Genomic DNA, 19,018 nt, shown 5'->3' on the forward strand with positions numbered 1-19,018 from the left:
CACTTAAAGAAAGTAATAAGAACATCAACAAAATCCCATGCATAAGATGATTCATAGCCTAGTTTGGGAGGGAACGTTCTGTGAAAAATCCGCAAATTAATTTGAATCCATTACTTTTCAATCCATCTGGAGAAAGAGACTGTAAACTTGAAGAACATGGCATTACAATGTTAATTGATACAGGGAATGGTCTAGCTCTCTTTGATGATCTCCTACAGTTGGCCGGTCAATATGTTGATTTCATAAAACTAGGTTTTGGCACAACCGTATTGTATTCAAAGGAACTTTTAGAAAAAAAGCTTCAACTTGCTAAAAAAGCAAACGTCAAACTCTATCCAGGTGGTACATTATTTGAAATTGCCCTACATAAGGGGGTCGTAAAAGAGTATTTTGATTTTTTACAGAATGTAGGTTTTGACTACATTGAAATATCCGAAGGAACAATTGATTTACCTTTTAGAAGACGACAAATGATGATTAAAGAGGCGGTGGCTAATGGATTCACCGTCATTTCAGAATGTGGGAAAAAAGAAGAAGGTAGTTCTTGTGAAGTGAAAGACCTAGAGCGAATGCTGTATTCTGACCTTGAATGTGGCGCCTCGTACGTCATAGTGGAAGGAAGAGAATCAGGTGAAAACGTGGGGATATATAATAACAAAGGGAATATAGATATTGATTTTCTTGAAGAAGTAAAAGAAACAATTCCGAATGATATGAGAAGATTTCTTATTTGGGAAGCGCCGCAAAAAAAGCAACAAATTGGGTTAATCCATTTTTGGGGCAGAAATGTAAATATGGGTAATATCCAATGTAAAGATGCATTTAGTCTTGAATGTCTTAGAAGGGGTCTAAGATTTGACACTTTTTCTGAATAGTATCTTTTTAATATTGAATGTTTACTATGAAGGATGAATAGATACAATCCTATTTTCTATTAAAATTGGGACGATATTCGAAATGTCTACTTGACCACAATATTTGATGTCTTCCGAGTTTAGATTTTCAAATAATCTTTTCCCAGTTATCGTTGAAAAGAGGATATCTGGTAATCGTTTGGCTAGCTGAAGGTAACAAGTTTCCATTGCTTTTGAGAAATCGCAGGTTTCAGTAGAAGGTACTCGAGTCCTAATGATCGATACCATTAACCCTGCAGCAAGACCGTCTTCTAAAGCAAATTCACCACGGGTTCCTGCACAATAAAGCGTCAGGTTACGATTTTGATTTATGGCTTCTTTTATACAACTGGAGGCATTCAAAAAACAACCAATAAGTAATTTATTGGCAGAAGCGGCTTTTTCAATGGCTCTTGTTCCATTTGTTGTTGTGAGAATGAGTTCTTTTCCTGTATGTGTAGTTTTTTTCTGAAGGATAGAAGGGGAATTGTTATAATCAAATCCATCAAGTTTTTTTCCATGCCATTCTCCAGAAACGATGGAATTTAAAGAACGCATGGCTAAGGCTTCAGTTTTTGTTTTTACAGGAATAACAGACGTGAAGCCAGATTCTAATGCCGTTACGATGGTACTGGATGCCCTTAATACATCAATAACAATGACTGTTCGGTTATCTATATGTTCATTCTTGATGTCCTCCAAAGTTGCAACAGTATCGATTCGCATAAAATGACTCCTTCTCGGCTTTTGAAGTTAATGTATGATAACCGAAATAAAAAGATGATTAAATGTGAGTTGATATAGGATATAGCGTCAATAGAAGAAACAAGAAAGAGGAAAACATCATGTTTTCCCCTTTTATTCAGTCAAGCACGTTCTACCTTTCCGAATAACTTCCATATATAGTTTCATGGCCCATTTCATGTCAGATGTATTATGGATTAGTGCACGACCATCTTGAAAAAGAATTAACCGATGGCCATCTATACACGTATGCAACAGGAAACCATTATCAACACATGGTAGTTCATCTTTCATCAGCATTTGTTTCATGTATGACATATCAAGCTTCATGTTCTCCTCTGGTCGAATATGTACTGTATCTCTTCCACAAAGAACAGAGGTACGATATCTTTTTTTCGATTCAGATAAATAAGGATGCGTCCGATGCCGACCGCAAGATAGACAAAGTGGGTTCTTTAAAGTTTGGACGTTCATTGATATATGTTCATTCGTCCACATATCTTCATACAGTAAGGTACCTCTTAATGCTGTATGGTCCTCGACTAATAGTTTAAAGACCTCAACGACTTGTTGGGTTGCCACCCACTCGACGATTGGAGCAATGACCCCAGATAGGTCACAGCTATCATTAGAAAAGGGCATGTGGTTCATGAGACAAGAAAGGCAAGGGGTTTCATCAGGAATGATAGTGTAAGTTAAACCCTTACTACCTAAGCACCCACCAAAAATCCACGGTATTTTATATTTTATCGCCAAATCATTTAGTAGTAATCTTGTTTCAAAATTATCAGTTGCATCAACAATCACATCGCATGTGGAAAATTTATCAGAAAACAACTTGCCACTTAATTCACCTACAATGGCATTGACATGACCGTTATGATTAATTTGTTCTAAATGCTTTTTTGCAGCAACGGCTTTAGGAAGTACTTCCCCTGCATCACGTTCTGTATAGAGACATTGTCTTTGCAAGTTACTATATTCAACATAATCCCGATCAATAATACTTAAATAGCCAATACCAGCACGAATTAACGTTTCAGCAACGTGTGTACCTAATGCACCTGCACCTATAATTCCTACATGCTTCATTAATATCTTTTTTTGTCCTTGCTCTCCAATCCCATCAAAGCGTACTTGACGATCATATCGATTATTCACTCACGCTCAATCCTTCAACCGGACTACTTGGGACAGCATTCTCTCTTTTGTCAATACGCCCCGCCTCATAGCCAAGACGACCTGCTTGAATAGCTAACCGCATGGCGTTTGCCATTTTCACAGGATCTTTTGCTCCAGAAACGGCTGTATTAAGTAAAATACCGTCAGCACCAAGTGACATCGCCAAAGCGGCATCAGCTGGTGAGCCAATCCCTGCATCGACAATCACAGGGATATTTATCGTTTCAATGATCAGCTGTAATTGCGTCGGATTTAATATCCCTTGTCCCGAACCAATCGGTGAAACACCGGGCATCACCGCATGAACACCAAGCACTTCTAATCGCTTAGCCAATACAAGGTCATCTGAGATATAGGGTAATACAATAAAGCCTTCCTCTAAAAGGACTTCACAAGCTTTGTATGTTTCGAGTGGATCGGGTAATAAGGTCCGTGCATCTCCGATGATTTCGACTTTGACCATATCACATAATCCAGATGATTTGGCTAAATGTGCCGTTCGGATCGCTTCTTCCGCTGTTGACGCTCCGGCTGTATTTGGTAACAACGTATATTTGTCCACGTCTAACATTTCTAGGAAGTTAGGTTGATCTGGTTGAAAAACATTCATTCTTCTAAGTGCAAACGTCAAAATATTCGCTTTTGAAACTTCAACGGCTTGTTTTTGAATTTTAAAATCAGGAAATTTACCTGTTCCTAATAAAAAATGTGATTCAAATGTTTGATTTCCAATTTTCAGCATAATTATCCCCCTCCAACAAAATGAACAATTTCAATACGATCCCCATCTGAAAGGGCCTGAGAATCGTACTTATTTTTATCAACAATTTTTTTATTTTGTTCAATGATCGTTAATGCCTGTTCAATGTTAAAATGTTTTCGAATACCTGAGATAGTCTGTACCTGTTCTGGCAGCTGAACCTCCTGACCATTTATCGTTACTTTCATCCGTTCACCTCCTTAATGTTTCACGACTCTTCATATCTAAGGCTTTATCGAATTTTGGTCTCGTAAATCTCTCCTTTACACGTTTGATAGTAGATTTTGCATTGATCAAGCGGTGAAGGAGCTCCCAAAATGCCCGACATGACGGCTATACCTGCCCCTCCTGTTTCGCGGATCATTGAAATATTTGAAGGGTTTATACCACCAATGGCGATCACTGGTACTCGCGCAAGTTGCGTCAATTTTTTGAATTCTGAAAGTCCACGTGCTGGTAATCCTGGTTTACAACTTGTTTCAAAAACATGGCCATAAAGGAGATAATCTGCACCTTGATCCATTTTCACCTGTGCCTGCATAGCGGAGTGTACAGAAGAACCAACCTTGAGATGTGGTGCTTCTTGTTTCAATGTAGGTGGAATATGTATAGATTCAGGTAATTGAACCCCGCCTAATTGATAAGCCAAAGCAAGATCAATATGGTTATTCATTATAATCTTGTTAGCAGGGATGCCGGCTTCTAAAAAAGTCTCAATCCACTTTGAAAGTTCTTCCTTAGGACGATGCTTTTCACGAATATGAAAATAATCAAAATAAGGCACTAAATAACGGATATGCTGAACAACGTGATTGAGTGACTGGGTTCCTGTTGTTAATACATGTAACTCCAAATAGACACCCTCTTTGATAAATTGAAAAAGGCCCAGGTCAAAAAAAGACCTGGGCCATTAAACCATGCATGTTCTAAACAACATGTTTAAATAACCATATACATACTTTCCTACGCTAGTACTAACTAGATCAGGTCTTAAGGGTTAAGAAACTTAATCGGTTTCTCTCTCAGCCCAGCACTTACTGGGCACCCCTAGTACTTCATATTATTTTGTTAACTTAAAGGTGATTCCATTATAATCCATATGTAATCATAAATCAATGATTTTTAAAATGATAATCCCTCTTCCTATCTGGAAGAGGGAATTAATTAATTATTGAGTGATATTTTTACTAATTTTACCTATAGTTTCTCCAGCTGTATCTAAAGGTTGGGATACCATTTTACCAGCTTGTTTCCCGGCTTGCTGAACGGTCTGTCCGACTTGTTGTCCAGCATTTTGAACAGTTTGTCCAAGTTGTTGGAAAGGTTGTTGTCCATTTTGCATGTTTTGAATGCACATATAAGTTAATGCTCCTGTACCAACAGCGCCTAATATAGGAAGAATAGTTCCAGTTAGACTAAAGTTTTGGTTTTGCATGTTGTTTTGACCTCCTTTTTTTGTGATACGCATATATTTTGCTTTGATTTTTCATAAATATGTTCATCAAAATAAGGAAATACCATAGTACCATATGTAGAAAATAACCCCAAAAAAAGGTGTTGAATATCACATCATTTCATTAGAGGTTTGGTTTGCAAGTGACTCTGATGCATATAAAAAACGCGGTATCCCAACTTGTAGGAACCGCGTTATTATAGGCTTTTTTTGGTGGAGCATAACGGGATCGAACCGATGACCTCTACGCTGCCAGCGTAGCGCTCTCCCAGCTGAGCTAATGCCCCAAGATTTCTTTTCCAAAAAGTAATATATCAAACAAAATGGAAACCGTCAATATGCATTTTAATTCATTCGCGTCAAAAACAACAACTCCTTTCCAAAAAATTTTGGAAAGGAGTTGTTGTTCATAATAGGAATTTGTTCTGTGATAAAATAGGTTTTATCCTTTATCTTTTACACGGGACGCTTTATCTGCTCGTTTGAAGTCTCTTATATACTTGACTTCTTGCATGGAAGATAGGGAATGTCTTAGTGTTTCTTCTTTAGTTTTTTTCATTTTACAACACCCTTTCTTGTCAATTTAATGATATCCTTTATATTTATCATAACCATTGCGCTGAGCTTTAAAACTTTCGTTGGGAAATTTGACTAGCACTAAAATATGTCATATAGGAAATACTGACTATATTAAGCAGTAATAGATGGAAAAGGGTATTATTTTTAATGTGACACGAAATTTGGCTTTGTGAAACATTTTTTCGGTGCTGTTATAATTGTAGAATGAACAAAAATGATTGCTATAGACTCACTCGCTTTGTAACTGTTATGATTGAAGAGGAGGGAATGGAGGAAGTGGCATGGAGCAACAATATCACAATTTAAAAATGGGCGAACGCGGGGCTATTATTAGTATCATTGCGTATCTCTTTCTTTCAGGAATTAAACTCATTCTCGCTTATTTTACTCATTCGGAAGCTTTAAGAGCGGACGGTTTAAATAATACAACCGATATTATAGCATCAATTGCAGTACTTATTGGATTAAGAATTGCTCGAAAACCAGCCGATGATGATCATCTATATGGACATTGGAAAGCGGAGACAGTCGCTTCGATGGTGGCTTCATTTATCATGCTTGTCGTCGGGTTGCAAGTTTTGTATGGAGCGATAAAGTCATTGTTTCACGGGGAAGTAAAACCACCGGACATTCTATCTGCATGGACGGCTATTTTTTGTGCGATCGTGATGTATGGCGTCTATCGTTACAATAAAAAATTAGCTCAAAAAATTCAAAGTCAATCAGTCATGGCGGCTGCAAAAGATAATTTATCGGATGCATGGGTCAGTATTGGAACAGCTGTTGGTATACTTGGATCCCAATTAAACCTCCCATGGCTCGATCCTGTTGCAGCTCTACTAGTGGGTGGATTAATCTGTAAAACAGGGATTGACATTTTTAAAGAAGCTGTAAAATATTTAACGGATGGGTTTGATGAGAATAAGCTCCAATCTTATAAAAATGCGATTATGCATGTTCCTGGAGTCCTTTCTGTAAAAAATATTCGAGCAAGGAATTATGGGAATAATCCTGTTGTAGATGTGGTCATCCTAGTAAATCCAACTTTGGACGTTCGTGATGCACACGACATTGCCACAAATGTGGAGAATGAACTATCCCATCAGCATGGTGTTTATGAAGCCCATGTACATATTGAGCCAAAATAGCCATATTAAGGCTTTACTTTCTAATAGAGGAGAGTAAAGCCTTTTATATTTATCATAAAAGGAGAGGGTTTTATGAGCTAAAGAAAACTTGCCGATTGCGGGGCCTATAAGGCGCGAGAACAGAGGCCTAGTTGCACTTTATGAGGTTGCTTGAAAAAGTCACCAAATGATAAGCTACGAATCTCGGCGCCCGTTTGTTTTCCGGTCCTCATGTAGCGGATACAAGAGGATCTCTGGCTAAAACCGCTCACGCTGGCGCCTGAAGCTACCACATCACGTGGAATGCCGGTCCAAAGAAAACTGCTCTGCTCTTAGCCTTCCGACGCCCAGGACGGGCAAGTAACTGGCGTTTCTTGCAGGATGCCAGTGTACTTAGCCAGTAACCCTTTTCATTTGCCTCCTTTTTGAACACTTACTTAAAGTGCAAAAAAACCGGGCTCGATTTGCCCGGTTCTTAAGTCCTCCTTACTTATCCCTCATTAACGGCTAGTTACGACCTCTACTGTAAACAAGCATGTCTAGGCGAGGGTTACTGTCCGTAAAAGCCCGATTGTTTAGGCTAACAACAGTGGGGGATGACGCAGGCTAAAAACCAGGCGACCTATCGCAACGCCTGCACTAGCACATCCTGTGCGTCGAAAAACCCTCACTGTTGGAAGTTTTACTTTATTTTGCAATTTTCACGCGTTCTTCAAGAGGTTGGAAATCTTTTTCGCCAGGTTCCGCTGTTGGTTTACCAAATGGCATTTGAGCAATTAATTTCCAAGTTGAAGGAATGTTCCACTCTGCTTGCACTTGTTCATCAACAAGCGGATTATAGTGTTGAAGTGAAGCACCAAGTCCTTCAGCTTCGAGTGATGTCCACACAACATATTGGAGCATACCCGAGGATTGAAGAGACCACAAAGGGAAGTTATCGGCATAAGAAGGAAACTGATTTTGAAGACCTTCAACAACTTTTTGGTCTTCAAAGAAGAGAACCGTTCCTTGACCATTGCGGAAAGATTGCATTTTTTCGTTCGTAGGTTCAAATGAATCTGCTGGAACCATTTTTCGTAATATGTCCGTCGTCATATCCCAAAATTTATCATGCTGATCATTTAATAAAACAAGTACGCGAGCGCTTTGTGAATTAAAAGATGAAGGGGAGTATTTTACGGCTTCGTTAACAAGATCAATAATTTTATCATCAGAGATAACAGGTGTTTTACTGATACCGTAATAAGAACGTCTTTCTTTTATTGCTTTTGTAAAATCGTTTGACATTTAAAAACCTCCAAATAATAAATTATGAATTAATATATCTCTAATTCAAAGTAATTATATTTTACAAATGATTCATAGTCAAAGAAATAGACTTGAACCTTCTTAAATCATGTTTCCCATATCTCATTTATTTGATGTATGAATCAAATAAAGATCATTTTGATGATTCTCTTAGGGTGTACGTGGTAAACTAAGTGAAAAGATGTCGGTAAGTTTGGGGGATATGGATATGCCAAAAGAGAAAATCGCAAAAACCAACGCCATGCGGTTATTAGATGCTGAGAATATAGAGTATCAAGTAACAGCATACGATGTGAGTGATGGTAAGATTGATGGAATCTCAGTTGCTCACAAAGTAGGTAAAGATCCTAAAACAATATTTAAAACATTAGTCACTCATGGTCATAATGGGATCTATGTGTTTATTATTCCAGTGGAGGAAGAGTTGGATTTAAAGAAGGCAGCAAAGGCTGCTAGTGAAAAGAAAGTAGAAATGCTACATGTAAAAGATATACAGAAAACAACGGGTTATATAAGAGGAGGATGCTCACCTATTGGTATGAAAAAACGATACCCGACATTTATTGATGATCATGCAAATCAGTTCGAACAAATCGTTGTTAGTGGTGGGAAAATAGGTCTACAAATACAATTAAAATTAACAGATTTAATTAAAGTAACAAATGGTCAAGTAGAAGCTATAACAAAATAAGATAAAGCTACAGTGAAAGTGATATGTTTTATTCATAATTAATCTAAATATATATTAAGAACAAGGAAGATAGCGTGAATGATGATGGCTATTCCTTGTTCTTTTTTTGTTTTGTTTAGAGGACGAGTTGTCCTTTCGTTAAGGTTTCATTTTCCTTTTGGCGGAATATATTGAGGCTCTTCGTTACTTTTGTTCGCCATTTGCAGTCCTTTATTACTGTGTGCTCTAACCGACTGTTCACCTAAATGATCGGGTGTGAATTTTTCAGGATGTCTTTTAGGATTACTCAAAGTTGTCTCACTCCTATTTTTATCTTTTCCCCTTCTTAATATGACCGATCACTTTATTTCTATTCAACAGAGTTAGCTTGAAGGTGGAGCTAATCTAGAGAAGTAATCGATCACAAATTGCCGGAATGTGTTAGCAATAGATGAATGGTATCGTTCTTTATTCCATGATAAACCGATGGAGCGAGAGCATTTAGGCTCATCAATACGGATGGCAATGAGTGTTGGATCTTTAAGAGTTCTAAGGGTAAGTGTTGAAAAAAAGGTGACACCTAAACCTGCCTTGACTAATCCACGGATAGACAATGGATCGTCAACCTCAAAAGCGACATCTGGAAGATAACCGGACTGTCTAAAAAAGCGGTCACATAAATTACGGAAGACACCATGTGATCGTAATATAAATGGCTCATTTTTGAGTTCGTCTAGTTTGACAAACGAACGGTTAGCTAATCGATGACCAATGGGGACGACGAGGACAATCTCGTCTTCTAATAACTTAACCCAATCAATATTTGCGTTTTTGAAAGTCGATGCAGATATACTAAGATCAATATCTCCTGATTCAAGTTGTTGTAATGTTTTTTGGTGAGAAAGTTGCTTAACACGGAACCGGATATAAGGATGATCTAAACGAAATTCGCGTAATAAATCCGGGATGATGGGCGTACGCATCACTGATAGGGTCAGATAGGTATGCTCTAGATGGAACATGTCATTAATTTCACGTTTCCCTTCTTCTAAAGTCAATAGAGCTTGTTCAACTTTGTGAAGAAAAATCTGACCATACTGATTTAATTTAATTTTACGTCCGCTTCGATCGAATAACGGAACACCAAGTTCTTTTTCTAGTCTAGAAATGGTTTGGCTTAATGAAGGTTGGGCAATCGAAAGCTCTTTTGCTGCTTTTGTCATATGTTCAAATTGAGCGACTGTTTTAAAATAATATAACTGTAACAGTTCCATATCAACACCTCTTAGGGATAAAAATGAGTTTTAAAATTTCATAACGATGAATTACTCATAGGATTCATCCTATTATATTATAACAATATATATATTTGTTTAAATGAGTCATTCCCTTTATGATATATAATGTGAAAATAATGTTTGTAAGTCATTTAATTGAAGGTGTATTTAAAATGTCCATGTGGAAACGAAATTTATATATCTGTTGGTTTGGTACGTTTGTCACAGCAGCAGGGATGAGTCAAATTATTCCGTTCCTCCCTTTTTATATTGAACACCTTGGCGTTCATGATACTGCATCAGTAGAGAGATGGGCAGGTCTGATCTTTGGATCAACTTTTCTTATTTCTGCTATTGTTTCACCCTTATGGGGGAAACTTGCAGATAAATATGGTAGAAAACCGATGCTTCTTCGTGCGAGTTTAGGGATGGCCATTGTGATCGTGTTAATGGGTTTTGTACAAAATGTCTATGAGCTGTTTGCTCTTCGTTTTGTTATGGGAACAGTTTCTGGATTTATTTCATCAGCCGTCATTCTTGTTGCCTCGCAAACGCCAAAACATAAAGCGGGTTGGGCGTTAGGTGTCTTATCTACCGGTGGTGTAAGCGGATCTTTGTTAGGTCCACTAATAGGTGGCTTTATAGCTGATTATTGGGGTATCCGTAATGTGTTTTTTGACACAGGTTTCCTTTTAATTGTGGCTTTTCTTGCAAGTCTCTTATTTATTAAAGAGGATTTTAAGCAACCCAAAAATTCATCACCAAGTTTTCATGAAATAAGGAAGATGATTCCAAATAGTTTGATGCTTATTTCTATGTTTGTGACAACTTTCATGGTTCAATTAGCTAATATGTCGATTCAGCCTATTATTACCGTGTATGTTAAGGAACTATCTCATAATTTAAGTCATGTCGAAATGATATCCGGATTAGTGGTTGCCTCATCAGGTCTTGCCAGTGTATTAGCAGCTCCATTTCTTGGGAAATTATCTGATCGAGTTGGACCGCGTAAAGTCCTTTTATATTGTTTAATCTTTGCTGGTCTTGTTTTTATACCACAAGCTTTTTCCACGAATCCTTGGGAACTCATGATATTCCGATTCTTATTAGGGTTAGCAACAGCTGGACTTTTGCCTTGTATTAATACCATTGTCAAAAAAATGGGCCCATCCTCCATTACTGGTCGTTTGTTCGGTTATAACCAATCTGCTCAATATCTCGGTACTTTAGGTGGAGCCGTTTTAGGAGGACAATTAGCTGCAATTTTTGGTATCAAGTATGTTTTCTTTATCACAAGTGCTTTATTACTTATAAACGCAGGCTGGGTTGTTTACTCGAGTGTTATAATGTCCCATTACCAACACAGCCATAAAGAAGTCCACTCCTAAATTATTAAAGAATTTAGTAAAAAAAGCGTGATTGTATGTAAAATAATACAGTCACGCCATTTTTATTAGTGTATTAGTGAATGTTTCGTTTCTTAAAACGCCCACCTTTAACATCATGTATATCACCTATAGCTAAAAAGGCATCAGGGTCAATCACACTGACAATATTTTTAAGTTTTGCTTCTTCAACTCGAGTAATGACAGTGAAGATGACTCGTTTTTTATCTCCAGAATAGGCGCCTTCACCACTAAGATAGGTTACACCTCGACCAAGTCGATCGTTTAAGGCATCCCCTAAAGCTTCTGAATAATCACTAATGATCCATACAGATTTTGAAGAATCCAGTCCTTCAGTCGTTATGTCAATCATTTTGAAGGCGATAAAGTAAGCAATAAGAGAATACATCGCGTAATTCCAACCAAAGACAAATCCAGCACTTCCTAAAATAAAGATATTAAAGAATAAAACGGTTTCACCTACCGAAAAAGGAATTTTTTTATTGAATAAAACAGCAAGTATCTCCGTTCCATCCGAAGATCCTCCATAACGAATGACAAGACCAACTCCAATCCCTAAGATAACTCCGCCATAAACCGCTGCAAGTAATAGATCATCTGTGAATCTTGGAACAGGAATAAATAGAGTGGTTAAAATGGCAAGTAATGTTGTAGCGATAATGGATGTAATTGTAAATGTTTTCCCCATTTGTTTATACCCCACAAAGAAAAAAGGTAAATTTAAAAGGAATAAATAGATACCTAATTGTAATCCAGTGAGATGTGATAACATAATCGAAATACCGACGATGCCACCATCGATGATATGATTGGGTACAAGAAATACCTCTAATGCGACAGCTTCTAGCGTGACACCTATAATAATGAAAAGGACGCGCATTAATATTTGAGGAAGTGTGAGCCCTTTATGTTTGATCTTTTCCATTTGCGGTATCGTTTCCATATGTGTAAACCCCTCCATTTTTATTGAACGACAAAGCATCTATATATAAATCATACCATGAATACAAATTATAATGTCATAGAGATTGTTCAAAAAGTCACCAAATGATAAGCTACGAATCTCGACGCCCACTTGTTTTTCCGGTCCTCATGTAGCAAAAACCTACATTCCGGTCCTCAAAACAGCGCCGCCTTGATCTTCCGACGCCCAGGATGGGCTAGTACTGGCGTTCTGGCAGGATGCCAGCGTACTTAGCCAGTAATCCTTTTCATTTGTCACCTTTTTGAACACGTATTTATAGGGTGCGTTTTATTATGTAAGTTTATAAGCTAAATATAAGTATGATAAATGCAAGTAAGAAGAATATTAAAGGTTGAATTGAGGTAGAAACATGTAGGTTTAAAAAGCTATAGAATAAGAAAATGCTATCAAAGTAGTGACGATGACACTACTTTGATAGACTTTATTTTATCCCGCCTTAACGGCTAGTAAAGACCCCCATCTCAAGATACTGAGAATTCAAAGAAGATAGGAGGGGGATCAACTGCCCGTAAAGGTCCGATTGGTTCAGGCTTACCCTCAGTGGGGATGACGCAGGCTAAAAACGCGACGTCCTGTCGCAACGCCTGCACTAGCACATCCTGTGCGTCGAAAAATCCCCACTGGTGGAAGTTTCATTTTATCTATGCTCACGATCAGGTGGAGCCATAAATTCAGGTCCAACAGGTTCTTTAACATGTTTATTGATGATCAAATCAATATCATTTAGGGTTTCCTTATCTAATTTGAAATTCATTGCTTCGTTAACAGGGCTAATTTGATCAGGACGGCGTGCTCCCCAAAGAGCAATACTGGCACCCGGTTGATCTAGAATCCAACGGACCGCTAGAGCGAGAACTGATTTCCCATAACGTTCTTGAGCTAATTTTTTTAGATCTTCGACCGCAGCTAAATATTGGTCAAATCGTGATCCGTTAAATTTAGGATCTCCACTTCTTAAATCATCTTTACCAAATTTACGGTCTTTTGACATTTTTCCAGATAGTAAGCCCCGACATAAGCTTCCATATAACAAGGTTGATATTTCATTTTCCTCTGCATAAGGCAGGATGTCTTTCTCTATTTCTCTTTCAAATAAATTATATGGAGGTTGAATAGTATGAAGAGGGGCTATTTTTCTGAATGCCTCCATTTGCTCAATTGAATAGTTACTTACACCGATGGCTTTAATTTTTCCCGCTTGATATAATTCACCCATTGCTTCAGCTGTTTCTTCGATAGGGACAAGAGGATCTGGCCAGTGGACTTGATAGATATCAATGTAATCCGTTTGAAGTCGTTTCAATGATTCATCAATTTCCTTTTTAATGCGTTCCTTTGATGCATTTCTCGCGTTATCTCTCTCATATTCTAATGCTACCTTTGTAGCGATCACCACATCTTCACGTTTTCCATATTCTTTAATGGCTTTCCCTACCACTTCTTCTGAATGTCCAGCCCCGTAAGCAGGTGCCGTATCAATTAAGGTAATTCCATTATCCAATGCTGTGTGAATCGTTCGAATGGATTCTGCATCATCAGAACCACCCCATCCAGCTCCGCCGATAGCCCAGGTACCTAGCGCTATACGTGATGCTTGAAGGTTTGTTTTTCCAATATTGGTTTGTTCCAAAGCTATTCACCTCAACTTTTAGATTTTACAAAATGGTCTATGCCTATTAACTAACATTATGTAAGATTTGGTCATACATAAAAACTTAAACAAGTAATGACAAAATAGACATAATACATATTTTATATACCCAAATAAAATATGATTAAACCCATTAATAATAAATATTATCTTAATTATATAAAACCAATTATTGATGTTAAAGCAAAAAGGCTTCCAGATCGTCGGTTAATAAGGTGAAATTTCAATCAGTTCGGCTTTCTTTCATGCTATGCTTATTTAATATCAAATTATCCTTTTGGCGGAGCTCTTCCTGCTCTTTAAGATGGATAAATGATCAAACTAGAGGACTTGTTTACATCTCAACTTGTTAGGGAATGAAAATAGAAACTTTTTAAGGAGTTGAAAGAAATGAGTCTAAGTAAAGATCAAATAGATGAGTTACAGCAAGATTTAATAAATATGAAAAATGACTTGAAAAATTCAATAGAAGAATTGGATTCGGTTAAAGATGATACAGGGGAGCTAACGTCTATTGACAATCATCTCGCAGATTCAACCATAGGAATGGTTGATCGAGAAATGCAGATAGCCCAGAACATGGATAGAAGAGAGCAATTAAAAGAAATTAATGATGCGTTAAAGAGAATCGATGACGGGACATACGGAACATGTATTGAAACCGGTCAGCCGATTCCATTTGAGAGGCTAAAAGCAATACCTTATACAAAAAGGCTCGTTGAAGAAGAAGAGAAAGTAAATCAACTGACACCTATCGAGGAACAGTTAAATGCTAAGCCACAAGGACACTTCGAGAAACCCATAGGTGAAGTAGAGGACTCAAGATCGGTGACATTTGAAGAAACGGAATCCCACAATGAGATTGAACGCCCAAAACAAATAGATAAACCAATAGATGGAGATGTGAATGACAATCATAAATTAACTAAAAAAAATAGCTTATAGAAAGTAGGGTGAACCGGAACACCAAACTTCAATAAGCTAATAAAAGAGGAATAATATGAGGAATTAATGGAGGTACGGATCTTGAATCCGTATGAATAGAGAGGTAGTGCCCACAAACTGTGAGCCAATTTTTGAGGAAATTGCAAAATAATGTATAAAATTTTAAGTTGTGTTAATACTGAATGTGAATAAATCTTCTCCCCCCTTTGATCGTCATCCCTTAATGGGAAGGCGATTTTTCTTTTGATTGAATGCATTAATTCTTTTAACCTTGGTTATATGGTAAAGGAATTGGCCTATTTCTTCAAAACGCAATAATTCAAAAAATACCCCTGTAAAAGGCATGAAATTCAATTAATTATAGAAATAGACATAATATGACTCGTTTTTTGTCTTATTTTGATATTTTTTATCAAAATTAAGATCAACTACGAACTCGTTGATTTTAATTAAAAAAATGAGATTTTCGTGGATTAAGGGATATCCTGATATCTCTATTAATTCTCTTTAGAAGATGATTTAATAAATTTGTTTAAGCCCCGAGTTTAAGAGGTTGTTCAAAAAGTCACCAAATGATAAGCTTCGAATCTCGGCGTTGGCTTGTTTTTCCGGTCCTCATGTAGTAAAAACCTACATTCTGGTCCTCAAAACTGCGCCGCCTTGATCTTCTTGCTTCTAATTTGTCACCTTTTTGAACACGCACTTTAAGGAGTAAAGGGAGTCAAAGAAGTATAAGGTGCTAGATAGATTACCCATAAAAGCATGATTGATTTAACTAACATTGGATGAAGACCCCATTAACTTGAGTTTCACTTTTATCTTATTTATGAATGTGTTGCGTATAATACCCATAAGGGGTATAATTTATCTAAGAGATAAATGAAAGGGGATCGTCTATGTGTGATCGACACGAGTCTTTAGATCCATTGATGCAGCCGGATAAGAAACCCACTGTGCCAAGAACAAATGAAGAAAAACAAAAGATTATAAATCGATTAAAGCGTGTTGAAGGACAGGTAAGAGGAATTCAAAAAATGGTTGAAGAAGATCGTTACTGTGTGGATATCTTGATTCAACTTTCTGCGATTCAAGCTGCATTAAAGAAGGTCGGATTTTCTATCCTTGAAAGACATACAAAAACATGTGTTGCAGATGCTATAAAGGAAGGACAGGGCGACCATCATATTCAAGAGTTAATATCTGTTATAAAGCAATTTAATAAGTAAAACAGATACCGAACGAAGGTTTAGGAGAAAACCAAATTATAACCTTAAAGAACAACTTCCAATGATTGTTGCTCTTTAAGGTCTTTATTTCATTAGGATGAGGGTTATCTAATACCCATTGCTTTAAGTAGAGCATCGTGGATATAGGTATTTTCATATGTTCCTTTAAAAAGATGTGCATTTTTTCCTATCGCTGTAATAGGAACATCTACAGCGGAATGTCCACCCGTAGTCCAATCAACCATAAATTTTTGATCAGAATGAGCAACTTGGAAAGGACCATCCTCTTTTGATAGGCCATCCCCAGATTCATCGGTAGAGTCGTCCGTTTCCACAGTGAGACCGCCTGTTTCATGGTCAGCTAGGACAAGTACAAGGGTATCAGGGTGCTTTTTAGCATAATCTTTTGCTACTTTAACGGATTTATCTAATTGCTGACCAGATTTAATCGTTAAATTCGCATTATCTGCATGGGCCATTTCGTCAATTGCTTCTTCTTCTACCATTAAGAAGAATCCCTTTTTATTCTTCGATAATGTATCAATCGCTTTTTTGGTCATGGTTGGTAGAGGTACAGAAGGGTTATAGATATCTCCTTGGCCTTCTGGATTTTGTTGGAACATTTCTTCGTTTGCAAACAAACCTAAAACCTTCTTATTTGATTGATTCATTAGCTGTTCTTGATTGGTCACATATTTATAGCCTAACTTTTCAGCCTTTTTCACAAGATTTCCTTTAGTCCCCTTACTTACTTCTGATGGATCTTCTGACGGATGGTCTGGGTAAGCACCGGCTTGTCCTGTTGGATACCAAAAATCTTCACCACCGCCTAACAAAACATCGACCTTACTTTTAGTTAAATATTGATCAGCGATTTCACTTTGCTGTTTACGGTTTAGAACATGAGAACCAAAAGCAGCAGGTGTCGCATCCGTAATTTGACTGGTTGTAACCAGGCCAGTCGCTTTGCCTGCTTGATGGGCATATTCTAGCACTGATTTTACGGCTTTTTGATTTGCATCAACGCCAATAGCTCCATTATATGTCTTTACTCCTGTTGCCATGGCAGTACCTGCCGCAGCTGAGTCAGTAACGACACTGGTTGAGCTAGTATGGATGTTCCCTGTATAGGGCATTTTATTCATTTCAAGATTATCACTCATTCCAACCGTGGCTAACCGAATCGCCTCTCGCGCTGAAGGTCCCATCCCGTCACCAACAAAGACAATGACGTTCTTTGTTTTTGAGTGAGTCTTCGTTCTCTTTGTCTCCGAAGGTTTGGCCAATGCAAAGCTTGAAAATATAATACATAAAAGAATGGCCAAAGTAAAAGTGATATGCCACTTACGTTTTTGCATAAACAAAGCTAATCTCTCCTTCTCATTTTTTTGTTTTCATTATTAGTCTAGTAATAAAATGTAAATCTACTTAGTCCTTTTTGATAAATGGATGTAAATTTTTATAGGGGTTTTATACTGCCCAAAAAGACTTATCTACGAGTTAGTCTTTTAGTTTGTAAAATACAAATTGAAATCATTTATTTACATGCAGATCGCCAATTAATTGACGGTACCACATCTTGTTTTATCTTACTTATCCGCAACGATGTGTATATCAATATTCGTAGTGTTTCTCATTATTTCATTAACAATCGATCCTCTTACGATTTCTTCCCACCTTGTCCGGGCTGATTGTCCAATTAATATTTGAGTGATATAGTATTTTTTTGCAATGTTGACAATAACTTGCGCAGGTTTTCTTTTGTTTTTTTGTTCAATTAAAAAAGTCGCATGAAGTTGTTCGCATAACGCTTCCCAATACTTAATTTTTTGCTTAATTACATCTGTCATATCGTTAGGATCTTGATCAATAACGGTTAAAACATACAAGTCAGCCTTTAAGCGATTGGCCATTCGCCAACCTCTACGTATTAATTTTTCTGCTGTTTGACTATATTGAACACAAACTAAGATTTTTTCATGAACACCAATAGGGCCTTTATAGTTGTCGCCATGTGTTTTTTCAATTTTTTCATCTACATCATTAGCAATTTCTCTTAAAACCAATTCTCTTAAAGCAGAAAGATTAGATTCAGTGAAAAAGTGAGTTAAGCTTTGTTGAATTTTTTCTGGTGCATAAATTTTTCCTTCCGCTAGGCGTTTTCGTAGAGTGATAGGAGTCGTATCGATTAGTTGTATTTCATTGGCCATATTAATGAATGTATCTGGGAGTCTTTCACGAATTTTGATCCCTGTAATATTTTCAACGATATCGTGGACACTTTCCAAGTGCTGTATATTTACTGCCGACATAACATCGATACCAGCGTTAAGAATCTCTTCAACATCCAAATAGCGTTTTGGATTTTTGGAACCACGAATGTTTGTATGAGCTAACTCATCGACTAAAACAACGTGCGGTTTTCGTTTGATAATAGCTTCCACATGTAACTCATAAAAGACTTTGTTTCTATATTTAATTTGTTTGAGAGGAACGTGTTCAAGCGTACCGACTTGTTTTTCTGTTTCTTTTCGACTATGAGTCTCTATCAAACCAATAACAACATCTATTCCTTCTTTAGCCATGTCATGTGCATCTTGGAGCATTTTGTATGTTTTGCCTACACCGGGAGCAAAACCAACGTATAGTTTTAATTTTCCTCGGTTTGACTCATGAATCTCGTGAAGAAGTTCGTCTGGTGTCTTTCTTCTAAAGTAAGGGTGCTTATCCATCTCATCACCTCATCAATTTAAACTCCATTGTTGGAGAATCCCAAACAGATGGTTAATCGGATGCTTCTTTGTATAAATCA

Annotated in this window: 20 protein-coding genes, 1 tRNA gene and 1 riboswitch; of the genes, 6 read left to right on the forward strand and 15 right to left on the reverse strand. The window is 37.2% G+C overall.

Annotated features, from left to right (window positions below; translation table 11 throughout):
- Positions 1–80: 80 nt before the first annotated feature.
- Entirely contained in the window at positions 81–875 is a 795-nt protein-coding gene (gene comA, locus FG390_RS07465) for a phosphosulfolactate synthase (RefSeq protein ID WP_141190411.1), read from the forward strand.
- A gap of 24 nt (positions 876–899) precedes the next feature.
- On the opposite strand, the gene FG390_RS07470 is transcribed toward comA, so the two are convergent.
- The 8 genes from FG390_RS07470 to FG390_RS07505 form a co-directional block, all read right to left on the reverse strand.
- On the reverse strand, positions 900–1,619 hold the full coding sequence (locus FG390_RS07470) for a 2-phosphosulfolactate phosphatase (RefSeq protein ID WP_141190412.1): 720 nt from the start codon (positions 1,617–1,619) through the stop codon (positions 900–902).
- A 132-nt stretch (positions 1,620–1,751) separates the two neighbouring features.
- Positions 1,752–2,798, reverse strand: a complete 1,047-nt coding sequence (locus FG390_RS07475; protein ID WP_141190413.1) for a ThiF family adenylyltransferase — start codon at positions 2,796–2,798, stop codon at positions 1,752–1,754.
- Complete coding sequence (locus tag FG390_RS07480; RefSeq protein WP_141190414.1) at positions 2,791–3,561, reverse strand: thiazole synthase; 771 nt, start codon at positions 3,559–3,561, stop codon at positions 2,791–2,793. The genes FG390_RS07475 and FG390_RS07480 overlap by 8 nt, the downstream gene beginning before the upstream one ends.
- Before the next feature lie 2 nt (positions 3,562–3,563).
- Positions 3,564–3,767, reverse strand: a complete 204-nt coding sequence (gene thiS, locus FG390_RS07485) for a sulfur carrier protein ThiS (protein ID WP_141190415.1) — start codon at positions 3,765–3,767, stop codon at positions 3,564–3,566.
- 44 nt (positions 3,768–3,811) lie between these two features.
- Complete coding sequence (locus FG390_RS07490; RefSeq protein WP_181406420.1) at positions 3,812–4,432, reverse strand: thiamine phosphate synthase; 621 nt, start codon at positions 4,430–4,432, stop codon at positions 3,812–3,814.
- Between the two features lie 90 nt (positions 4,433–4,522).
- A riboswitch (TPP riboswitch) is annotated at positions 4,523–4,638 on the reverse strand.
- 109 nt (positions 4,639–4,747) lie between these two features.
- Entirely contained in the window at positions 4,748–5,014 is a 267-nt protein-coding gene (locus FG390_RS07495; RefSeq protein WP_141190417.1) for a hypothetical protein, read from the reverse strand.
- A 229-nt stretch (positions 5,015–5,243) separates the two neighbouring features.
- Positions 5,244–5,319 (reverse strand) — tRNA-Ala (locus FG390_RS07500).
- A gap of 155 nt (positions 5,320–5,474) precedes the next feature.
- Positions 5,475–5,591: a YfhE family protein gene (locus FG390_RS07505; RefSeq protein WP_141190418.1), complete on the reverse strand. Its 117-nt coding sequence runs from the start codon at positions 5,589–5,591 to the stop codon at positions 5,475–5,477.
- Between the two features lie 301 nt (positions 5,592–5,892).
- Here FG390_RS07505 and FG390_RS07510 point away from each other — a divergent pair, with 301 nt between their 5' ends.
- On the forward strand, positions 5,893–6,759 hold the full coding sequence (locus FG390_RS07510; RefSeq protein WP_141190419.1) for a cation diffusion facilitator family transporter: 867 nt from the start codon (positions 5,893–5,895) through the stop codon (positions 6,757–6,759).
- A gap of 666 nt (positions 6,760–7,425) precedes the next feature.
- Here FG390_RS07510 and FG390_RS07515 read toward each other — a convergent pair.
- Positions 7,426–8,025, reverse strand: coding sequence for a nitroreductase family protein (locus FG390_RS07515; RefSeq protein WP_141190420.1), 600 nt, complete (start codon positions 8,023–8,025; stop codon positions 7,426–7,428).
- A gap of 229 nt (positions 8,026–8,254) precedes the next feature.
- On the opposite strand from FG390_RS07515, the gene ybaK reads away from it, so the two are divergent.
- Positions 8,255–8,737 (forward strand): Cys-tRNA(Pro) deacylase, encoded by a 483-nt coding sequence (ybaK, locus tag FG390_RS07520; RefSeq protein ID WP_141190421.1) that lies wholly within the window; start codon positions 8,255–8,257, stop codon positions 8,735–8,737.
- Positions 8,738–8,883: 146 nt separating this feature from the next.
- Here the strand turns inward: ybaK and FG390_RS07525 are convergent, their stop codons facing one another.
- Both FG390_RS07525 and FG390_RS07530 read right to left on the reverse strand, forming a co-directional pair.
- The gene (locus FG390_RS07525; RefSeq protein ID WP_141190422.1) at positions 8,884–9,027 is read right to left on the reverse strand and encodes an acid-soluble spore protein N; all 144 of its coding nucleotides are present in this window, start codon (positions 9,025–9,027) and stop codon (positions 8,884–8,886) included.
- 72 nt (positions 9,028–9,099) lie between these two features.
- Positions 9,100–9,990 (reverse strand): LysR family transcriptional regulator, encoded by an 891-nt coding sequence (locus tag FG390_RS07530; protein ID WP_141190423.1) that lies wholly within the window; start codon positions 9,988–9,990, stop codon positions 9,100–9,102.
- A 176-nt stretch (positions 9,991–10,166) separates the two neighbouring features.
- On the opposite strand from FG390_RS07530, the gene FG390_RS07535 reads away from it, so the two are divergent.
- Positions 10,167–11,381 (forward strand): multidrug efflux MFS transporter, encoded by a 1,215-nt coding sequence (locus FG390_RS07535; RefSeq protein ID WP_141190424.1) that lies wholly within the window; start codon positions 10,167–10,169, stop codon positions 11,379–11,381.
- Positions 11,382–11,454: 73 nt separating this feature from the next.
- Here the strand turns inward: FG390_RS07535 and FG390_RS07540 are convergent, their stop codons facing one another.
- Positions 11,455–12,324, reverse strand: a complete 870-nt coding sequence (locus tag FG390_RS07540) for a YitT family protein (protein WP_373681542.1) — start codon at positions 12,322–12,324, stop codon at positions 11,455–11,457.
- A gap of 697 nt (positions 12,325–13,021) precedes the next feature.
- On the reverse strand, positions 13,022–14,014 hold the full coding sequence (locus FG390_RS07550; protein ID WP_141190426.1) for an aldo/keto reductase: 993 nt from the start codon (positions 14,012–14,014) through the stop codon (positions 13,022–13,024).
- A 411-nt stretch (positions 14,015–14,425) separates the two neighbouring features.
- Here FG390_RS07550 and FG390_RS07555 point away from each other — a divergent pair, with 411 nt between their 5' ends.
- Both FG390_RS07555 and FG390_RS07560 read left to right on the forward strand, forming a co-directional pair.
- Positions 14,426–14,980 (forward strand): TraR/DksA C4-type zinc finger protein, encoded by a 555-nt coding sequence (locus FG390_RS07555; RefSeq protein ID WP_141190427.1) that lies wholly within the window; start codon positions 14,426–14,428, stop codon positions 14,978–14,980.
- 896 nt (positions 14,981–15,876) lie between these two features.
- Positions 15,877–16,206: a metal-sensing transcriptional repressor gene (locus FG390_RS07560; RefSeq protein ID WP_281279687.1), complete on the forward strand. Its 330-nt coding sequence runs from the start codon at positions 15,877–15,879 to the stop codon at positions 16,204–16,206.
- A 104-nt stretch (positions 16,207–16,310) separates the two neighbouring features.
- Here FG390_RS07560 and FG390_RS07565 read toward each other — a convergent pair whose 3' ends face one another.
- Together FG390_RS07565 and kdpDN are read right to left on the reverse strand one after the other, a co-directional pair.
- Positions 16,311–17,570, reverse strand: a complete 1,260-nt coding sequence (locus tag FG390_RS07565) for an alkaline phosphatase (protein ID WP_373681539.1) — start codon at positions 17,568–17,570, stop codon at positions 16,311–16,313.
- Between the two features lie 225 nt (positions 17,571–17,795).
- Positions 17,796–18,938 carry a KdpD-like non-kinase potassium sensor gene (kdpDN, locus tag FG390_RS07570; protein ID WP_141190428.1) on the reverse strand — a complete coding sequence of 381 codons (1,143 nt, stop codon included), beginning with the start codon at positions 18,936–18,938 and terminating at the stop codon, positions 17,796–17,798.
- Between the last annotated feature and the right edge of the window lie 80 nt (positions 18,939–19,018).

This window comes from Terrilactibacillus laevilacticus, assembly GCF_006517395.1.
Lineage (GTDB): Bacteria > Bacillota > Bacilli > Bacillales > Sporolactobacillaceae > Terrilactibacillus > Terrilactibacillus laevilacticus.